This window comes from Pseudidiomarina terrestris, from assembly GCF_030466375.1.
GTDB lineage: Bacteria > Pseudomonadota > Gammaproteobacteria > Enterobacterales > Alteromonadaceae > Pseudidiomarina > Pseudidiomarina terrestris.
In genome coordinates this window covers 88,500-107,045 of the sequence record NZ_JAGGJE010000003.1, presented here as the reverse complement: position 1 = coordinate 107,045, position 18,546 = coordinate 88,500, and the positions used below count along the sequence as shown (strand labels likewise).

General features: G+C 53.6%; 9 protein-coding genes. 5 read left to right on the top strand and 4 right to left on the bottom strand.

What is annotated here, in order from left to right; genetic code table 11:
• Window positions 1-51 precede the first annotated feature (51 nt).
• The 5 genes from recC (at window position 52) to J6J28_RS08980 (ending at window position 12,157) form a co-directional block, all read left to right on the top strand.
• Complete coding sequence (gene recC / locus J6J28_RS09000; RefSeq protein ID WP_301721208.1) at window positions 52-3,495, top strand: exodeoxyribonuclease V subunit gamma; 3,444 nt, start codon at window positions 52-54, stop codon at window positions 3,493-3,495.
• The gene (recB, locus tag J6J28_RS08995; RefSeq protein WP_301721207.1) at window positions 3,488-7,189 is read left to right on the top strand and encodes an exodeoxyribonuclease V subunit beta; all 3,702 of its coding nucleotides are present in this window, start codon (window positions 3,488-3,490) and stop codon (window positions 7,187-7,189) included. Before recC ends, recB begins: the two co-directional genes overlap by 8 nt.
• Complete coding sequence (gene recD / locus J6J28_RS08990) at window positions 7,180-9,144, top strand: exodeoxyribonuclease V subunit alpha (protein ID WP_301721206.1); 1,965 nt, start codon at window positions 7,180-7,182, stop codon at window positions 9,142-9,144. Before recB ends, recD begins: the two co-directional genes overlap by 10 nt.
• On the top strand, window positions 9,141-9,560 hold the full coding sequence (gene arfB, locus J6J28_RS08985; RefSeq protein WP_301721205.1) for an alternative ribosome rescue aminoacyl-tRNA hydrolase ArfB: 420 nt from the start codon (window positions 9,141-9,143) through the stop codon (window positions 9,558-9,560). Before recD ends, arfB begins: the two co-directional genes overlap by 4 nt.
• Window positions 9,561-9,634: 74 nt before the next feature.
• Window positions 9,635-12,157: a penicillin acylase family protein gene (locus J6J28_RS08980; protein WP_301721203.1), complete on the top strand. Its 2,523-nt coding sequence runs from the start codon at window positions 9,635-9,637 to the stop codon at window positions 12,155-12,157.
• Here the strand turns inward: J6J28_RS08980 and J6J28_RS08975 are convergent.
• The 4 genes from J6J28_RS08975 to J6J28_RS08960 form a co-directional block, all read right to left on the bottom strand.
• Window positions 12,138-13,025: a MaoC/PaaZ C-terminal domain-containing protein gene (locus J6J28_RS08975; protein WP_301721201.1), complete on the bottom strand. Its 888-nt coding sequence runs from the start codon at window positions 13,023-13,025 to the stop codon at window positions 12,138-12,140. The genes J6J28_RS08980 and J6J28_RS08975 overlap by 20 nt on opposite strands.
• A gap of 240 nt (window positions 13,026-13,265) precedes the next feature.
• Window positions 13,266-14,906, bottom strand: a complete 1,641-nt coding sequence (locus J6J28_RS08970) for a PepSY domain-containing protein (protein WP_301721199.1) — start codon at window positions 14,904-14,906, stop codon at window positions 13,266-13,268.
• Window positions 14,903-15,634: a hypothetical protein gene (locus J6J28_RS08965; RefSeq protein WP_301721198.1), complete on the bottom strand. Its 732-nt coding sequence runs from the start codon at window positions 15,632-15,634 to the stop codon at window positions 14,903-14,905. The genes J6J28_RS08970 and J6J28_RS08965 overlap by 4 nt, the downstream gene beginning before the upstream one ends.
• A 68-nt stretch (window positions 15,635-15,702) precedes the next feature.
• Window positions 15,703-18,405 carry a TonB-dependent receptor gene (locus tag J6J28_RS08960; RefSeq protein ID WP_301721197.1) on the bottom strand — a complete coding sequence of 901 codons (2,703 nt, stop codon included), beginning with the start codon at window positions 18,403-18,405 and terminating at the stop codon, window positions 15,703-15,705.
• Window positions 18,406-18,546 lie beyond the last annotated feature (141 nt).

Here is an 18,546-nt window from a genome sequence, read left to right as displayed (position 1 = left end):
TAGTCGGGCATGATTGGGTAGGATGATCCTCATGCATGGAGAGGATAGCAAATGAGTGAACAAAGCGCAGGATTAATCGTCGCCCACGGGCATCGGTTAGAGGATCTTACCGAACTGGTTGTCCGGCTTACAAGGATTGCCCCTCTTGCTCCATTAGAGAGCGAATGTGTGCTGGTACAGTCGAATGGGATTGCGCAGTGGCTCAAGCTGCATCTGGCACAAGCAACTGGCATTGCGGCGATGCTGGATGTGACCTTACCGGCTCGGTTTCAGTGGCAAGCCTATCGTGCGGTGCTTGGTGAAAACCTGCCGCGCTACTCCCCTTTTGATAAAGACCGCTTAACCTGGCGTCTGCTGCGGGTGTTGCCTCGCTACCTGGGTCAACCTGAGTTTGCAGCACTGCAAAACTACATGCGTGATGACAGCGAGCAGCGCAAGTTGTATCAGCTCTGTGAACGCCTTGCCGACTTGTTTGATCAGTACCAGATGTATCGTGCCGACTGGCTTGCCGACTGGGCTGAGGGCGGTGCTACCCAAGCGGATGCAGAGAACGCCTGGCAGCCATTGCTGTGGCGTGCGTTACTTGCCGACGTCGGTAATGAACGATGGAACAACCGGGCTGAGCTACATCGCCGTTTTGTCACTGCTGCGCGCGCCCTGACACCACAACAACGGCCGCCCGGGCTGCCGCCGCGAATCATTGTGTTTGGCATTTCCAGCTTGCCGCAACAAATGATCGAGGTTTTGCATGCCTTATCATCCTGTTGTCAGGTGATTTTGTGTGTCCACAACCCCTGTAAGCATTTCTGGATGGACAGTATTGATGGCCGCGACCTGTTTAAGGAAATTAAACGCAAGCGTCAGGGGCGAAAGCCGGGGCAGGCGGAGCTTGATATTAGCAACCTGCACAGTGAAACCCATGCATTGCTGGCCTCCTGGGGGAAGCAGGGCGGCGATTACATCGGCATGCTGGACCAATTCGATGCTACTGCTGAAAAAGGCTCTCAGTTTGAGAGTGTCGCATTTGATTTGTTTGATGAGGACCTCCCGGCCCAGCCGACACAGCTGAGCCAGCTGCAGTCGGATATCTTAAATTTACGCAGCAATCAGGAAGCGCAATCGTTGTGGGGTAATTTGCCTGATAACGATGACTCGCTGCAGTTTGTCAGCTGCCATAGTCCGCAACGTGAGGTCGAGGTCTTACATGACCAACTCCTGCATTTGTTTGCCACGCACGACGATCTGAAACCCAGTGACATTATTGTCATGGTGCCTGATGTGGATGGCTATGCCCCGCACATCAGTGCTGTGTTTGGCCGTTACCAGCGTGGCGATGACCGTTCCATCCCATTTACTATTGCCGATCAGGGGATGCGTCACAGGCATCCGATACTGGTGGCATTAGAATACGTGCTGACCTTAAATCTGCAGCGCGCCACCGCCAGCGAGATCCTTGATATTTTGCAGGTCGAGGCGCTGCAACAGCGCTTTGATTTGAGCCCGCAGGATGTGGTGCAGTTACAAACCTGGTTGCAGGAAGCGGGCGTGCGCTGGGCTCTGCACGAAGAGCATCGCCAGCAACTGGGCTTGCCGCCAGCCGCGGGGCGTAATTCCTGGCTGTTTGGTTTGCGGCGTATGCTGTTGGGGTATGCCGTCGGCAGCCAGCCCGATATCGACTCGGCCTGGCAGGACGATGAACCCTATCCGGAGGTGGGGGGACTGGCTGCTAACGCTGCGGGGGCTTTACAGCAAGTGGTACAGGCCCTCAGTGACGCCTTTTCAATGACCACCGAAGCTTTGACTCCGGATGCCTGGAGTGAGCGTTTACTTACTTTGATGGGGCGTCTGTTCAAGGCAACAGATGACAGCGACGAGCTCCTACTGAATCGTTTACGTAAGCAGCTGGAAGAGTGGGTCAGTGCTGCCGATGCGGCACAATTTCACGATCAGGTGCCCCTGACGGTGGTGGTTGAAAGTTGGCTCTCACGGGTCGATGAGCATCAGCTGAACCAAAGGTTTTTGGCCGGTAGTGTGAACTTTGCGACGCTGATGCCGATGCGGGCAATCCCCTTCAAGGGGGTGTTCCTGTTGGGGATGAATGACGGTGAGTATCCACGCCAGCGCAAGCCATTTGATTTCGATCTGATGGCCAGGGACTCACGTCCCGGTGACCGTTCGCGGCGCGAGGACGATCGTTACCTGTTTCTGGAAGCCCTGTTGTCCGCGCGCAATTGGCTGTATGTCAGCTGGTGTGGGCGCAGTATTAAAGACAACACGGACAAGCCGCCATCGGTACTGGTCAGTCAATTACGTGATCACCTGCAACAGCTTGGCGCGCAGGCCCCCGTGCAACATCACTTTTTACAGCCCTTTAATCCGGCGTACTTTCGCCAGCCTCAAAGTGGTCAGAATTATTTTACCTTCGCGCGTGAGTGGCAAAGCTTACATCAACAACAACCTCAGCCTCAGCCTGTTAAAGTCCAGCCGGCTGCTGAGTCCTGGTTACCAGAAGGCGCGGTCAACCTGCGTCAGCTGTATCACTTTTACCAGGAGCCCGCTCGCTGGTTAATGAACCTGCGCTTTCAGTCCTATTTACCGACTGCCCGCGTGGAAACAAATGACGAAGAGCTTTTTACCCTCGATGGTCTGACACGCTGGGAGTTAATTACTGCCATGAGTGAGCCATTGCTGACCGCTGCCGATGAAGATGCTGACGCTGATACCTGGTTGCACTGGCTCAATGCCTATAGCGAGCGATTGCAACGAGAAGGGCGTTTAAGTGGTGGTGCAGGGGGCGAACTGCAGAAGCAGAGCCTGATACAGACCGGACAGTTACTGTGGCTGGCGGTAACTGCAGAGTGTGAGCGTTATCCCTGCGTTCTGGAGCAGGAAATGGTGCAGGCTGGCGCCAGGTTACGGGTGGCCGATACATTTACCGGTCTGCGGAAAAATGCTGCCGGCCAACGTGTGCGACTGAAGCTGTCGGCTTCCAGGCTGGTGGAAAAGTCGGGTCAGCCCAGGTACCTCAAACTGGCACAAACCTGGCTTGAGCACCTGCTGTTGAACACCAAAGCGGCCACCACCACGCAGTTGATCAGCGAGGAAAAAACGCTGAGCCTGACCGCGCTCACGCCGGAATGTGCGCAGCAACAGCTGCAGCAAATTCTGGACTGTGCCGAGCGAGGCTTACAAGAGCCGCTGCCGGTGCATCTGGAGCTGGTGCTGGAAGGCTGGAAGAAATCTCTGAGCAAAGGAGCAGCGGACTTTATTAGCGCAGGCGATTTCGCATTTTTAAACGATGCCGCCGAGCGTTTTTATGAGGAGGGGACGCGGCATAATAGTACCGGGCCGCTGCGGTTACGGGCACGATATATGAGCCGGTTCTATCCCGCGTTTACCGATTTAGCTGAGGTGGAAAATCAGTCGACGCTGCTCGCTGAGAAACTATACCTGCCCTTACTTGAATGCTTGAGCGGAGGAGCAACTAATGAATGATGTTGCCGCAAAACCTCTGGTACCACTGCATTTTCCGCTGCGTAACAGCCATTTGATTGAAGCCAGTGCGGGAACCGGAAAGACCTACACCATCGCCGCGTTGTATCTGCGGCTGGTGTTAGGACACGATGCAGCAGACCCAGGTCAGCAACATGCCGGTGCGCGGATGAGGTCGCCACGCGAGATCCTGGTCGTGACCTTTACCGAGGCCGCGACCGAGGAACTCCGGGATCGCATCCGGGCGCGCTTAACCGAAGCTGCAGCGTATTTTCGCGGTGAACTGACGGCAGTGGATAGCTTTTTACGCGAGTTGCGCAGCGAATACCCGGAGGCCGCCTGGCCATTGCAGGCGCGGGTACTCGATTTAGCGGCACAACAAATGGATGAGGCGGCGGTATCAACGATTCACGGGTGGTGCAATAGCATGCTCAGTGAGCATGCCTTCGCCAGTGGCAGTCTCTTCACGCAAACGCTGAACGCCGATAACAGTGAGCTGCGGCTGCAAGCCGCGCAGGACTACTGGCGCCACTTTATTGCTGCGACTGCAGCTCATGACCTTGCCAGCTACCAGTTAATGACGGCGACCTTTGCCAGCCCCGAAGCTATCGTGAAGCGTTGTCGCGAGCTGGTACAAACCCATGATGGTGAGTCAGGGCCAGGCGATCTTGGGGCTATTCAGCGGTATCTGGAGGCTGAGCGAGCGTTTCGCAGTGAATTTCATAATGCGGGGCTTTGGCGACAACGTCTTGCGCAATTTCGCGAGAGTTTTGTCCCTAAGCTGGGCAATAAAGCTCTTATCGATGGCCGCAAGCTGACGGCTAAGAACCTGACGAACTGGTTGGCTGATTTCGACGACTGGCTCATTGAGCTGGACAACGAAGTCGCGGACGTCGCATTATTTCCAAAACTTACGCCGGCGGCACAGCGGCGCTTGACTACCGAAGGCGTGCAAGATGCCGCTAAGGTTGAGCTGAGTACAACAGAACTGGCATTCCCGGCGCTGGTCGAAGAGGCAATGCAACGTCAACAGCAGCTGCCAGATCCTACCCCAGAATTGCTGCGCCACGCCGCCAACTGGACCCGAAGCCGCTTTCGTGAGCTGCAGCAGCAACGCGCCGAAATTGGTTTTGACGACATGCTCACGCGGCTGCGGGATGCCTTACGCGGCGAAAATGGCGAGCCGTTGGCCGCTGCCCTGCGCAAGCAGTTCCCCATCGCCATGATTGATGAATTTCAGGATACCGACCCGGTGCAGTACGAAATATTCGATCGTATTTACCGTATCGCTGAAACTGACGAAGAACAGGGTATTTTCCTGATCGGCGATCCTAAACAGGCGATCTATTCTTTTCGCAATGCGGATATTTTCACCTATCTCGCGGCGCGCCTGGCGACGCGCGGCCGTCATCATACCCTAGCGGTCAATTTTCGCTCCACGCATGCGATGGTGGGCGCGGTTAATGCCCTTTTTGCACAGGCAGAACAAGCGCCACGGGGGGCCTTTTTGTTTAAGGCCGAAGATGAAAATCCCTTGCCCTTTATTCCTGTCGCCGCCAACGGTTTAGGTTCTGATTTTGTTTGCCAGGAGCAGGTGCAGCCGGCATTGGAGTTTGATCTGGTACCTTCCACGGGCAGCACAAAAGCCAACAACCCGGAGCTCGACGCAGCTCTTGCCAACGGCTTTGCTGAGCGAATTGTAAGTCTGCTAAATGACCCGACCGCGGGTTTTCACCATCGTGAAAGCGGTGCGTTTGAGGCGCTGCAGCCGCAGCATATTGCAATTCTGGTCAGCAATGGTTTTGAAGCGCGGTTGATACGTGATGCCCTGCGGCGGCGTGCGGTGGGTAGCGTTTATCTGTCCGAGCGCGACTCAGTGTTTGGCGGCAAATTGGCGCTGGACGTTTACAGTCTTCTCGATGCCTGCGCGAATCCGCGTGATCCAAGCCGGCTCCGGGGGGTGTTTGCCTGTGAGCTGCTGGGGCTCGACCTTGCGGAGCTGGCCAATATTACCGATCAGGAGCTGCGTTGGGACAGTTTCGCTGAACAATTTGCCAGCTATCACGATGCCTGGCAGCGCCATGGCGTGCTGGCGATGCTGCAACAATTGCTGCATGACTTCGAGGTTCCGGCACGGTTACTGGCGCAAGCCAATGGCGAGCGCCAGTTGACCGATGTGTTGCATTTAGCGGAGCTACTGCAACAGCAAGCGCAGCAGGTAGAGGGCAATCATGGTTTACTACGTTTTCTGGCTGAGCATATTGAACAGGCACAAAGCGACAATAACCGCGCCAGTAGTGCCGAGATGCAGTTGCGACTGGAAAGTGATGCCGAGCTGATTCAGGTGGTCACCATTCATAAATCAAAAGGGTTACAGTATCCATTGGTGTTTCTGCCCTTTGCGTCCCGCGCCCGCCAGGACGCCCCGGCCTACCCGCATCGCTACCACGATGCCGAAGGGAAGCTACGGGTTGCGCTGGATGGTGAGGATGCGGAAGTTGCGGAACGTATTAAGGCAGAGAACTTTGCCGAGGAGCTGCGCAAACTTTATGTCGCGGTCACTCGTGCGCAATACGCGACGTTTATCGGGCTGGCGGATTACAAGACACGAGGCAATAGCGCCATTAACTACTTGTTTGAGCATGGCGCAGGTGGAGAGGGTGGCAAACAACCACTACCTGAGCTGTCCGACTTTATGTTGCCTGATGTGAGCCGTACCGCAGATTTAACTGAGTTTCAGACCCTGAGCCAATTCCAGTCCGAACAGGCATCGCCTGCTGAGGTTCATGTCTGCAGGATGCCAGCAACGCACCGCTTCGAACCCTGGTGGGTAGCCAGCTACAGTGCGCTACGCTACGGCGAATGGGTGACCAGTGATGATGCTGAGGGCAGCAACGTGGTCGAAGCTATGCATGAAGATCAGACCGAGGTGGTCGAGCAACCTGTCGCAGATAGTATTCATAGCTTCCCGCGCGGCGCGACACCAGGAACCTTTTTACATAACTTGCTGGAGGATGCCGCCAACGAGGGCTTTGCCAAGGTTGTTGCTGATCCGGAAAGGTTCGGTCCGTGGGTTGCAGAACGAACGCAACTGGCGCCCTGGCATGAGCATGAAAATTTGCTCAAGGGTTGGTTGCATGAGTACCTGCACACCGATTTTGTACTGGGTGACACGGAACAGACCTGTTGTCGGCTGGTGGATCTAACGAGTTATCAGGCAGAACCGGAATTCTGGTTTCCTGCGCACCAGGTGGATGCCGAGCGTCTCGACGCGCTCGTACGTGGGTACGTGTTGCCAGAGCATGGCCGCCCGCGCGTGCTCGCGACGACCCTCAACGGCATGTTGAAAGGCTTTATCGACCTCGTGTTTGAATGGCAGGGCAAATACTATGTCGCTGATTACAAGTCGAATTACTTAGGCGCCAATGACAGTGCCTACCTACCGGCAGCAATGCGGGATAAAATTCTTGAGAGTCGCTACGACATGCAGTTTGTTATTTATACCCTGGCGCTGCACAAGTTGTTGCAGGCGCGTCTGGCTGACTATGATTATGATCGCCACGTTGGTGGCGCCTTGTACCTGTTTCTTCGGGGGCATCAGGCTCCCTCAGCGGGGGCCTTTTTCCATCGGCCCGAGCGGGCGCTTATTGAAGAGCTGGAGCAGCTGTTTGAACACCCGGAGGCGCTATGCAGTTAATCGCGAATCTAAGGGGTTGGTATGAGCAAGGCTGGTTGCGTGCGATTGATTTGAGTCTTGCCGAGTACCTGTATAGCAAGTTAGGTGCCGATGCTGAGGCCGTCGCGGTGCTGGCCGCTTTAGTCAGTCATCAGTTAGGGCATGGCCATCCATGCCTTGAGCTGAACGAGCTCTGGCAGGACCCTGAAGCCACCCTGCAAATCCCACCAGAGCACGCCTCTTATAGCAGCGTGCATCTATGTGCATCAGCCACTGAAATGGTGGCCGCGCTCGGTCCGGCCATCGTTGAACAACTGGCGCAGTCGACGGCCGTCAATACACTCAACTCGCCGCTGGTCTTGCAGGGCCAGGAGCGCTTGTACTTACGTCGCTACTGGGATTATGAGCAACAGATCAAACAGGATCTGGCGTTGCGAATGGCCCAGCAGGAGCCCATTGCGACGGACGCTCTGCGTGAGACGCTTGATGACTTATTTGGCGTTGCGACGACATTAAGCTGGCAACGGCTGGCATGCGCCATGGCAGTGCGTAGCGGCTTCACGGTAATTACCGGTGGGCCTGGAACGGGCAAAACCTATACCGTGGTGCGGTTGCTGGCCACTTTGCAAAAGCACAGAGCCGATGCCGAACCGCTTCGGATACGGCTGGCAGCGCCGACGGGGAAAGCGGCTAAGCGCATGGAAGATTCTATTAACGAAGAGCTCAAGCGCTTACCAACCGAGTACAGTGACTTGCTCACTGAGAACCAGGCGGTCACTTTGCACCGCTTGCTTGGCACTCAGTCGCGTAGTCGTGCATTTCGACACCATGCCAATAATCCCTTGCTCGCCGACGTGGTGATTATTGATGAAGCATCAATGGTTGATATTGAAATGATGGCGGCCATTACTGCTGCCCTGCCAACCACCACTAAATTAATTCTGCTGGGCGACAAAGATCAACTGGCCTCGGTTGAGGCCGGTGCAGTGCTTGGCCAACTATGCGACGAAGCTGAACAGGGGCATTATGCTGCAAATCTGGCGCAATGGCTGAATGCCACACTCACCAGCCCGGCCGTGAGCCGCGGCGATGACGTGGGTGCGCAGGAGTCAATCAGGCTTGCCGACGATCTGATTGACGCCGAAGGCGCGTCACAGTGGCCTTATCTGCAGCACACCGTTATGCTCAGAGAAAGTCGCCGCTTTAAGGCCGACGAGGGCATTGGTAAGTTGGCAACAGAGATTAACCAGCAACGTACGGCCTGGTTGAGGGAATGGTTAACCCGGGCTGAAGCGCTTACCAGAGAAGATGCAAAACTGGCCAATATTCAGTTGTTACAGGTCAGCAAAAACTCAGCAGCAAGCTTCAAAGCGCTGGTGCAGCAAGGCTATCAACCCTTACAACAGCTGGTCAGCGCCGGAGCTGAAGGCTTTCATGATGATGCTGCCTGGGGCGAAGCTTTATTAGAGCAGCTTGAGCAATTTCAGATGCTGGCTGCGTTACGTCGCGGCGACTGGGGTATGCAGCGTTTAAATGAACTTGCTACGCTATGGTTGAACGGCGATCGCGTGACCAGTGAGCAATGGTTTGTTGGCCGCCCGGTGATGATTACGCAGAATGATTACAGCCTGGATCTGCGTAACGGTGATATCGGCATTGTGGTCCAGCGCCGTCCGGATGAACCCCCGCGGGTCCTTTTCCGGGGCCACAAGAAAGGCAGTTTACGCTGGCTGTTGCCGTCACGGCTGACGCATGTAGAAACAGCGTACGTAATGACCATCCATAAATCGCAAGGCTCTGAGTTTACCCATACCGTGGTGGTGGTTCCAGAACACGATACGCCATTGTTAACGAAAGAGCTTCTCTATACCGGGATCACTCGGGCACGGAAGCAGCTGACACTGGTCTGCGCTAATCCCAGGCTGGTGCTGCAGGCAACTCAGCGGCGAATTCTTCGAGGCGGAGGTTTGACATGAATACGATAAAAATCTCGCAACGTGTAGCTGTGCCGGAGAGTGAGCTAGAGTGGCAGTTCATCCGCTCCAGTGGCGCCGGTGGGCAGAACGTGAATAAGGTGGCCACTGCCGCTCAGCTGATTTTTGATATTCAGTCTTCCTCGCTGCCGGATTTCTATAAGCAGCGTTTGCTCAGTAAAAGTGACCACCGAATTACCCAAAGCGGAAAAATTATAATCAAGAGCCAGGCGACTCGCAGTCAGGCCCACAATCGCGAACTGGCGCTGGAGCAGTTTATTGAGCTGGTGGCGAGTGCCGGCAAGGTACAGAAGCGCCGAATTGCCACCAAACCCAGCAAGGCGAGTAAGAAGCGCCGAATTGAAAAGAAGAAAAAGCGTGGTGATACCAAAAGCTTGCGACAAAAGCCATTGGTCTGATCCCACTTGCGACTCCGCGCGGGAGTGGCCATACTCTGACCGGCTAAAACAAAAAACTAACAGGTATTAAAAAAATGGCAAACTATTCTAAAAATGGCGTTTGGCGCCCATTACTGACAGCGGTGTGTGTTGCTGTACTGGCCGGTTGTGGCAGTAGCGATTCAGAGCCTGATGATAACGTCGGCACCCCGGATCCAGAACCTACAGGACTGGTCGCATTTGCACCTGATGGACAGGTCGAAGCGGATATCACCTGGACCAATTACGGCGTGCCTTACATCACCGCAGATAATCTCGAAAGTCTGGGTTATGGTGTTGGCTACGCATTTGCTCGCGATAATATTTGTATTCTTGCCGATCAGGTCGTCAAGTTTAATTCAGAACGGGCGCGTTATTTTGGCCCGGATCGTATCCCTGGTAGCGGCGACTCTGACAATATCTTAAATGACTTTGGCTATCTGGCGCTTGGTATCAGAGAAAACGCCGAACAGGGTTTTGAGCAAATCAGCGAACGTGCGCAAGCTCTGATCACCGGTTATGCCACGGGTTACAATCGCTATCTTGCAGATACCGGGGTCGATAACATTGCCCCAGCTTGTGCCGGCCAGCCGTGGGTGAAACCCATCACTCCGATCGACATCATGACCTATGCACAAGGCGTGGCTTTGTTACCGGGTGCGGCAAACTTCACCGGGCCTCTGTTCTTAGCCATTCCGCCGAATCAGGCCAGTGGCGCCACCAATAAAGAAACTGGCGAAGCCATGTCAACAGCGACCATTGCTGATTTACATGCCGATGTTCCGGATACCAACCCCACTGAATCAGGATCCAATGGCTGGGCCATCGGTAACGATTTAAGTGCCAGCGGTCAGGGTATGCTGATTGCCAATCCGCACTTTCCGCATACGGGTAATCAACGTTTCTGGCAGTTCGGTATTGAAGTCCCGGGTGAATTGAAAGTCGTTGGCGGCTCGTTATCTGGTATGCCTGGTATTGTAAATATCGGCTTCAACGAGAATGTGGCCTGGACGCATACCTTCTCGACGGCATCGCGCTTCACCATCCACCGGCTGACTTTGGATAGCAACGATTCAGAAGGTAAAACTTACCTGCTGGATGGCGAACCTGTGGAGATGAGCAGCAAGTTCCATGAAATCGAAGTCGCTACCGGTCCGGGTACCTTTATGACGCTGCAGCGTAGCAGCTACCACAGCGAGTTTGGTCCGGTTATCGTTATTCCCAATGCTTTGCCGTGGGGAACAGATCCGGTGACGGGTCAACAAGTCGCTTATGCGCTGCATGATGCCAATTTGCCAAACTACGATTTGTTTGATCATTGGTTAGGTATGAACCTTGCGGATAGCATCGAAAGTTATAAGCAGACCTTTGTTGACTACACCGGCACGGTATTTAATAACGCCATGGCGGTTGATAAAGAGGGTAATGCCTTTTTCACCGACGGTTCTTCGGTACCTAATATTGTGCCCGAAGCGCTTGCTGCCTGGTCACAAAACCCGCTTTATCAGGGGCTAACGCAACAAGCGGGTTTGTTTATTTTCCCTGGCGACGATAGTCTTTATTTGCCACAGGGAACCATTCCTTTTGCCCAGGCACCGCAGTTAGAGCGTAGTGACTTCGTGCAAAACTCAAATAACAGTTATTGGCTAACCAATCCTGAAGTGCCTATCACCGGGGTCTCGCCACTCTGGGGGCCGGTCGGTGACCAGCAATCGTTCCGCTCACGCTTGGGGCAGAAAATGCTCGCGGAAGGCGGTTCAGTCGACGGTAAATTCAACCGCGCAGATCTGGTTGACCGACTGATAAATAATCGTACCTGGTTATCCGAAGAGGTGCTGGCGGATTTGGTGGCGCATTGTCAGGCACAGGGAACCACACCAGTAACTAGCAGCAGCGGTGCGAGTGTGGATATTTCCAGCGGCTGTGCGGCGCTGGCGCAATTTGACGGGCGCATGAATCTAAGCAGTGTGGGTGCCATGATGTTCCGTGAATTCGCATCACAGTTCCGCCGCAATCCGCAATGGCAGGTCGCTTTTGATCCGGCCCAGCCAGTGACCACGCCAAACACCCTGGCGGCGAACGCGACCGTGTTGCAACAGTTGGCTGATGCGCAGGAGCGTATTCAACAGGCAGGCCTGCAGGTGGATGCTACGCTTGCAGAAGTGCAGTTTGTTGAGCGCAGCTTGCCTGATGGCACACCATCTGGCGTTAAGTTGCCATGGGGTGGCGCGAATAATATTGAAGGTGGGTTTAACGTCTTCAGTAGCAACACCGGTAACGATGGTACCTTGTTGCCACGGCATATTTACCCGGTTCTGCCTGGCTCAGACTTGAGCGCTGCCGCTGGTGGTTATCATGTCACTTATGGTTCGAGCTGGATGTTTGCGCTGGAGTTTACTGATCAGGGACCGGTTGCAGAAGGCTTGTTGACCTATTCACAGGCGTCGGACAGTGATTCTGATCACTATCTAGATCAGACCCTGTTGTATTCGTCACAGCCGCAATTACGTCCACTGCACTTTAGCAACGATGATATCGCAAGTGCAGCGGCTGAACAGCTTACTCTGACTGAAGAGTAAAACTTCCCTCGAGGCGCTGCAGGTGATCCTCAGCGCCGCAAATCTGATAGTCTCCGGCCGTATTGTCTGCTGATGGCTTTTGCCAAAGAGCAATGTCAGCAGGCAAGGGCACGGGACGTTTGAAGGTCACATCGATACGTTGCACGGGTTTTTGATGCGCCCGCTCGAGCTCAGCCTGCGCGCGACCCGCCATGTACATGCCGTGAATGATCGGCTTTTCGAAACCAAACCACCGCGACAGCAAAGGATGCAAATGGATAGGGTTAAAATCGCCCGATAAACGCGCGTAAGAACGTCCTGCGGTCGTATCCAGCTGCCAGTGTTTCAGTTGCTGCCAATCTTCCCCTGGCGCTACTGAGACTTTTTGCTCGCGCGGTTTGCTGGATTTAGGTCCTTGCTTGGGCATCACCTGATACTGACTGACGCAAGTCACAACCTTGCTGTCGTGTTGCCAAAACTCAACAGTAAATACCGGACGTAACCGACGCGGAGAGACTTTTGGACCTCGCGCCGGTAAATCGATGGTGGCGCGAATATAAAACTCTTCCCCAAGAGTAATGGGGGCGTGTAATTCGAGCTCGTTACTGACATGCACCAAGCCGGGAGCTGGCCATGGGAAGGCTTCATCCAGCATTTGCGCAAGGTGGACGCGCTGGGCGAGACAGTACATCAGCGTCAAGGGCACATCACTGACGAAACCATCGAATGCATCTTTGTAGCGGCCAACCTGGGCCTGACTAAGCGCTGGCGCATTGAATTCATTGCATACCTGAGTTGCAGAAGCTTCGGCCTGATCATTACGCGCGACAGTAAATAGCGAGCGAAAGAACATACCGGGTAGTTTCGGTAATTGAGATGGATGCGTCATAGGCCCCTGCAAGTCCTGCATAGTCATTCCTTACGTTTGATGCTGCTACTATAACATAATTTTGACTTTTGTAGCCATGCGTCCGTAGCATCGACGTCTATGCTTAGTATACACGCAATCGAAGAAGGGAAGGACAAACCACTGCTGCAGCCCCCGCAGAAGCGAGCACAAAAAAAGCGCCTGAAGTGAAGAACACCGCAGGCGCTTGCTTGGTTAGTGGTCCGCGCGGACTTGGTCTATTTAAATACCAAAATCATCGAAGCGGATACGGTCGCGTGGCACTTTGGCGTCGGCGAGCATTTGCATGGTCGCTTTCAGCATCGGTGGTGGCCCGCAAACGTAGACATCAAGGGCGTTGACATCCTGTTCAGCCAGCCATTTGGCAACAGTTTCGTGCACGAAACCCGTTTCACCTTGCCAGTTATCCTCAGCGTCGGCTTCAGACAGAACCGGCGTGTACTCAATGCCAGATGGTTGCTCGAACTCTTCGCGATAGCACAGTTCACTGCTATGCCGGGCGCCATAAAAGAATACGCACGGACGCGGTTCGCTGGCCGCCTGCTCAGTCTGCAACAGCGCACGTAGTGGTGCGACACCAGCTCCGCCGCCGATAAATAACTGCGTGCGGGCTGAGGCTTCGGTCAAGACAAAGTCACCGAATGGACCAATGGCTTCAACCTCATCACCTACTGCCAGATTGCACAGATAGGTTGAGCCCACCCCCGGCGGAACACCTTCGCTGGGCGACGGCATCTGCCGGACGGTGAAGACAAATTGGTGCGGGTCGGGCCGCGTCGCAACTGAATAGTGACGTGACAGTACTTGTTCCTGATGTGGGATCATGAACTGCATAAACTGACCAGCGCGGTAGTCAATCGATTCTTGGCTGACGAAAGTCAGCTCCACGATAGATGGCGTCAGCTGGCGCTTGCTCTTAAGCTCAAGCGCAACGGTCGCCACCTGCTCATTGGGTAGTTCAATCTCGATCTTCTCATCAACTCGGTGCTGGCAGGAAAGTCGCAGCCCGGCACTCAGCTCAGCAGGACTGAGCATAGCTTTTTCGGCTGCCGTCGGCGCAGGTAGCTGGTCACCATGCAGGGTTACTTTGCACAAGCCACAGGTACCGCCGCCACCACAACTACTGGCAACCGGCTGATTATTTTGCTGCAAATGCTCAAGCATGGTTGGCTTACGGCGCGGATTAAAATCTCCTTGAGCCAGGTTACGGCCTAACAGAATGAGTCCCGATAATGAGAACCACAATGCCAGCAGTCCCGCACTCCAAATCAGCAGATGATTGAAGCTGCGCTCGCCGCTATAATCCATAAAGTGCAGTTTGAAGGCCCAGTCGGCCAGCGTCCATGGAGTATTACGATGCTCAACGACTTGTCCGGAGGCGGCATCAACATAAATACGAGTATTTAAATCGTCCGCCATGTCGATGCGGAAACCGGCACTGTTCCAGCCCACCACTTCATCGCTACCGCTGACAGTGGTTACCTCAGTAACGTCACCGGGGCCACTGTAGCTGGCTAACGCAATCTCGGTTGCCAACGCAGCGTCTGTGGTCCAGAGGTTGCCGTCTGCGGCATTGATATAAAGGGTACTATCCGCTGTGGTGACGACGTACTGGCCGATCCCCATGACACTGTTCAGCTGGATCGATTTCGCCGACGGGTACCGCTCATAGATAGTTTCAATACCTACCCGCGTTTCCGTATCGACCAGCATTGGCGGGTGTTGGTGCTCCATGTACTGGTGACCCGACATGCCGTGGTGACCGGTGAAGGCGAAAAAGAGGCCACTGGCTAACCAAAGCAGTACCTGAACAATCAGAATAAGGCTTACCCAACGGTGCAGCCATTGCATAAAGCGCATCATTGGTCACCTCCATGTTTCTTCTTCTTAAAGCTGATGGTGTAAACCAACAATACCGCACCGGTGATCATCAAAATAAAGGTGCCGATAATAAAGGCTTTCAGCCACCAGGTTTCGATATCAACGCGTTCGTTGTAATCCATGATGTGGGTCATCCACATAATGTCAAAGCCGCGCCAGAAGGTGTGACGCTTGACCAACATCTCACCGGTGACTTCGGAAAGGTAAAGGCTGGTATTTCCGAAATCATCGTAGTTTACTTGCCAAATCGGCAGCAACGCAGGGTTAAGTTCGGTCGGTGGGTTTTCCGTAAGATAAACCACAGACTCGATTTGTGGTGTTTCCAGCGCATAATAGCGATTCGCGAGCTCGCGAATATGTTGCTCTTCAAGAACAATAGAGTTCAGCGATTGTGCATCAACAAGCATTTCGCCTTGGTGACCATCGAGCTGATAAACAGCGGTAAGCTCGTCGTTTAACCAGCGTGTCTCAAGCGAAATGCTTGTCGTGTGCGGGTAACGCTCAAGAATTTGGTCTAGCGCGCTGGGCTTGGTCGTTGCTGGAACAGCGGTCGCTGTGTCCTGAACTAAATGGTCGCCGTGAATAAAATCGAGTTGGAAAAATACCATATAGCCACCGCTAATGGTCCAAATCACCATCTGGACACCAAATATTAACGATAGCCAGCGATGCCAAACTCGCCATTGACTGGAACGCTGATGTTGCGCCATGTCCTACCTCAAGATGTGTTTAAAAAAAAGCTGCCGCTCGACGGAGCGAGCGGCAGAAGCGCAGATTATCAGAAACTGTAACGAACTTTTAGATACAGCTGACGGCCTAGCAAGTTGTAGGTCATGGTGTCAGTGTTTGCATCGGTCCAGCTTTGGATGAAAGGTGGCTCTTTATCGAACAAGTTGTTCACGCCAGCGGTGAGGCTGAGGTTGTTGTCCATAAAGTAGGTCCCTTGCACGTTGTGGTAGAACACGCTCGGTGCGTGGTCACCAATATCGCCAGGTGAGGCGTTAATATCATCAGCACTACCAATGTATTGGATGCTGTAATGAACGCGCCAGTCGTCACGCACGAAGGTTGCGTTAGCGTTTGAGCGCCAGTGCGTGTAACTACCACGGCCACCAGTGATGTAACCCGCGTATTCGATCTCACTTGCACCTTCAAACGGCGCGAAGGTGTACTCGTCCAAGTAGCTTACATTCCAGCTAAAGTCACTTGCCCAACCCGCCAGGTCAGTCTTATAAAAGACGGACGCATCAACACCTGAAACATTTTCTGTCGCGGCATTGGTCGGTTGTGCTGACAAGAAGTTGATGTCGCCTGTCAGAGAGTCGCGAGTGAAATGTTCTGCGCTACAGAACGGGTGCGAAAGGTTCTCTGAGTTATAACACACGGACAACTTGGTTGAGCCTGGAATGGTCTGAATCGCATTCTTGATATCGATATTGTAATAATCGAATGTGAATTGCAGGTTCTCGACAAAATCAACATCCCAAACGACGCCCGCAGTAAAGGTTTCTGCATCTTCCGGCTTCAGATTTGGATTACCGCCGACAGTAGTAAGAACGGTCGCACCGAATTGTGTGTAGCCTGTAGGTACGCCATCTGCCTGACAGTTGGCAGCCACTGTTGGATCTGCGCCAGCTTGATCCCAGCCATCACATGGGTCGGTCGTCGTTAAGTTGCCTTCAGCAACACCGCCAAACAGCTCAGGGATGTTAGGGATGCGGAAGGCGGTCGATTGCGTTGCACGCAGCTTCAGTGAATCCGATACCTGCCAGTGTAGACTTGCTTTGTAGTTACCATCGCTACCGAACGTATCATAGTCGCTGTAACGGTAAGCCAAGTCGAGACTCAGTGATTTTGCGAAATCATGATCTGCCAGCAATGGCAGTGAGGTTTCAACGTAAACTTCGTCGACCGTATAGCTACCTTCGATCGGCTCGGCCTGGTTGGTATTCATGATACCGGCCACAATCGAAGAGTCTGGGTTACGCCAACCTCTTTCTTTACGGTGCTCTACGCCAAACGCTACCGGGACCCAGCCTGCAGGGAGATCAAACAGGTCCCCGGTAATGTTTGCCGTAAGTGAACGCTGCTCATTACCACCATTATCGGTAGTGCGGAACATGATGTGATCTAAAGCTTCTTGCGATAGATCACCATAGCCAAGTAAATCGATACACGGAATACCATTGCTACCACAAGTATTTGGATCCAAACCTTGGTTCAGACGTTGCATATTGACGATATTGGTCATGCCATCAATCGCAGTGTTGCGGCCATAGTTGTACGCGACTTCCCAGTTCCAACCCTCACCGACATAGCCACTTGCACCAACTACGGTACGGAACGTATTAACGTCCTGGAAGAAAATCCGTGGGCCGCCTTCCAATAAACGGCGACCATCTAAGCGAATGGTCTCGCCGGTTGGGTTGGTCGGATGATCGGCACCAAACTCGATACCGCGCAATGTACCCGGTGTCGCCAGCTGCTCAGAGGTACGGTTATTGTATAGAATTTCGGTAAATACCGTGGTGTCAGCAGAAAGCTGATAATCGCCAAATACCGACATGTTCCAGTTGGTGACCGGGTTGACGGAGTTTAGGTAAGGGAAAAATGCAAAGTTATGTTTGGCGCTACTGTACGGCTCGTATGAGTCACCATCACCATTAGGATCTTGATTAAAGTTGATGCGGTCGCCAGCATTAGGGCCGGACAGAATCGTCGCACGTCCACCAATAGTGCTTGAACTACCGAAGCAATCGAGCTGACCTGTCGTCATTTCAGCTAAAGCACAGCCAGCCTGGTCGGCCATATTGATTTCATCAGAAGAGCGATAGCCTAAAGTGGCCATGATCCGACCTTTGTCACCGCTGGTACCAAAAATCATGTTGACGTTACGGTCTTGACCCTCGCCGTCATCAGTTGCGCCAACGCGTGCCTCGACAGTGAAACCATCGTAACTCTTACGGGTAATAATATTCACTACACCAGCCACGGCATCGGCGCCGTAAATTGCGGAAGCGCCATCTTTTAATACCTCGATGCGCTGAATCATCTCGACTGGAATCATGTTCAGGTCGACGGAGCTATTTGCACCGGTACCGCCGTTGACGATACGACGGCCATTCAGCAGTACTAGCGTCCGGTTAATGCCGAGGCCGCGCAAGTTGACTTGCGTGGTGCCGTAACCGTTGCCGGTCCAGTAAGCATTGCCTTGACCACCAGCTGCGCCTGCAGAAGCAGACATTCTTTGCAGAATCATCTCTACTGAGGTCATGCCTGAGACTTCGATATCTTCAGCGTCGAAGACCTGGATAGGCGCAGCACTTTCGGCTTCTGCCCGCTTCAACCGGGAACCGGTAACAGTAATGCGTTCTGCATCGGCCTGAGCATCGCTTTCATTGCTTTGCGCCAAAGCAGCTGGTGAGCTGAAAAGGGCTGCAGATACGCTTAGTGCTACTGAGGAGAAGAGTAATTTTTTCATTATGTCACCCTGAATAATTTATCGTTTTAATAGGTTTTGGATTTAAGCTTGAGTCTACCTGAACAACTTGTTTATACAACTCCTACAATAGAAGTTTTTAACTCAGAGTAAAGGGGGGAGCTTCTGAAAGTTGTATAAAGA

Coding starts and splice junctions, on each gene's coding strand:
- recC (WP_301721208.1), top strand. CDS start 52: ATGAGTGAACAAAGCGCAGGATTAATCGTCGCCCACGGGCATCGGTTA.
- recD (WP_301721206.1), top strand. CDS start 7,180: ATGCAGTTAATCGCGAATCTAAGGGGTTGGTATGAGCAAGGCTGGTTG.
- arfB (WP_301721205.1), top strand. CDS start 9,141: ATGAATACGATAAAAATCTCGCAACGTGTAGCTGTGCCGGAGAGTGAG.
- recB (WP_301721207.1), top strand. CDS start 3,488: ATGAATGATGTTGCCGCAAAACCTCTGGTACCACTGCATTTTCCGCTG.
- J6J28_RS08975 (WP_301721201.1), bottom strand. CDS start 13,025: ATGACGCATCCATCTCAATTACCGAAACTACCCGGTATGTTCTTTCGC.
- J6J28_RS08980 (WP_301721203.1), top strand. CDS start 9,635: ATGGCAAACTATTCTAAAAATGGCGTTTGGCGCCCATTACTGACAGCG.
- J6J28_RS08965 (WP_301721198.1), bottom strand. CDS start 15,634: ATGGCGCAACATCAGCGTTCCAGTCAATGGCGAGTTTGGCATCGCTGG.
- J6J28_RS08970 (WP_301721199.1), bottom strand. CDS start 14,906: ATGATGCGCTTTATGCAATGGCTGCACCGTTGGGTAAGCCTTATTCTG.
- J6J28_RS08960 (WP_301721197.1), bottom strand. CDS start 18,405: ATGAAAAAATTACTCTTCTCCTCAGTAGCACTAAGCGTATCTGCAGCC.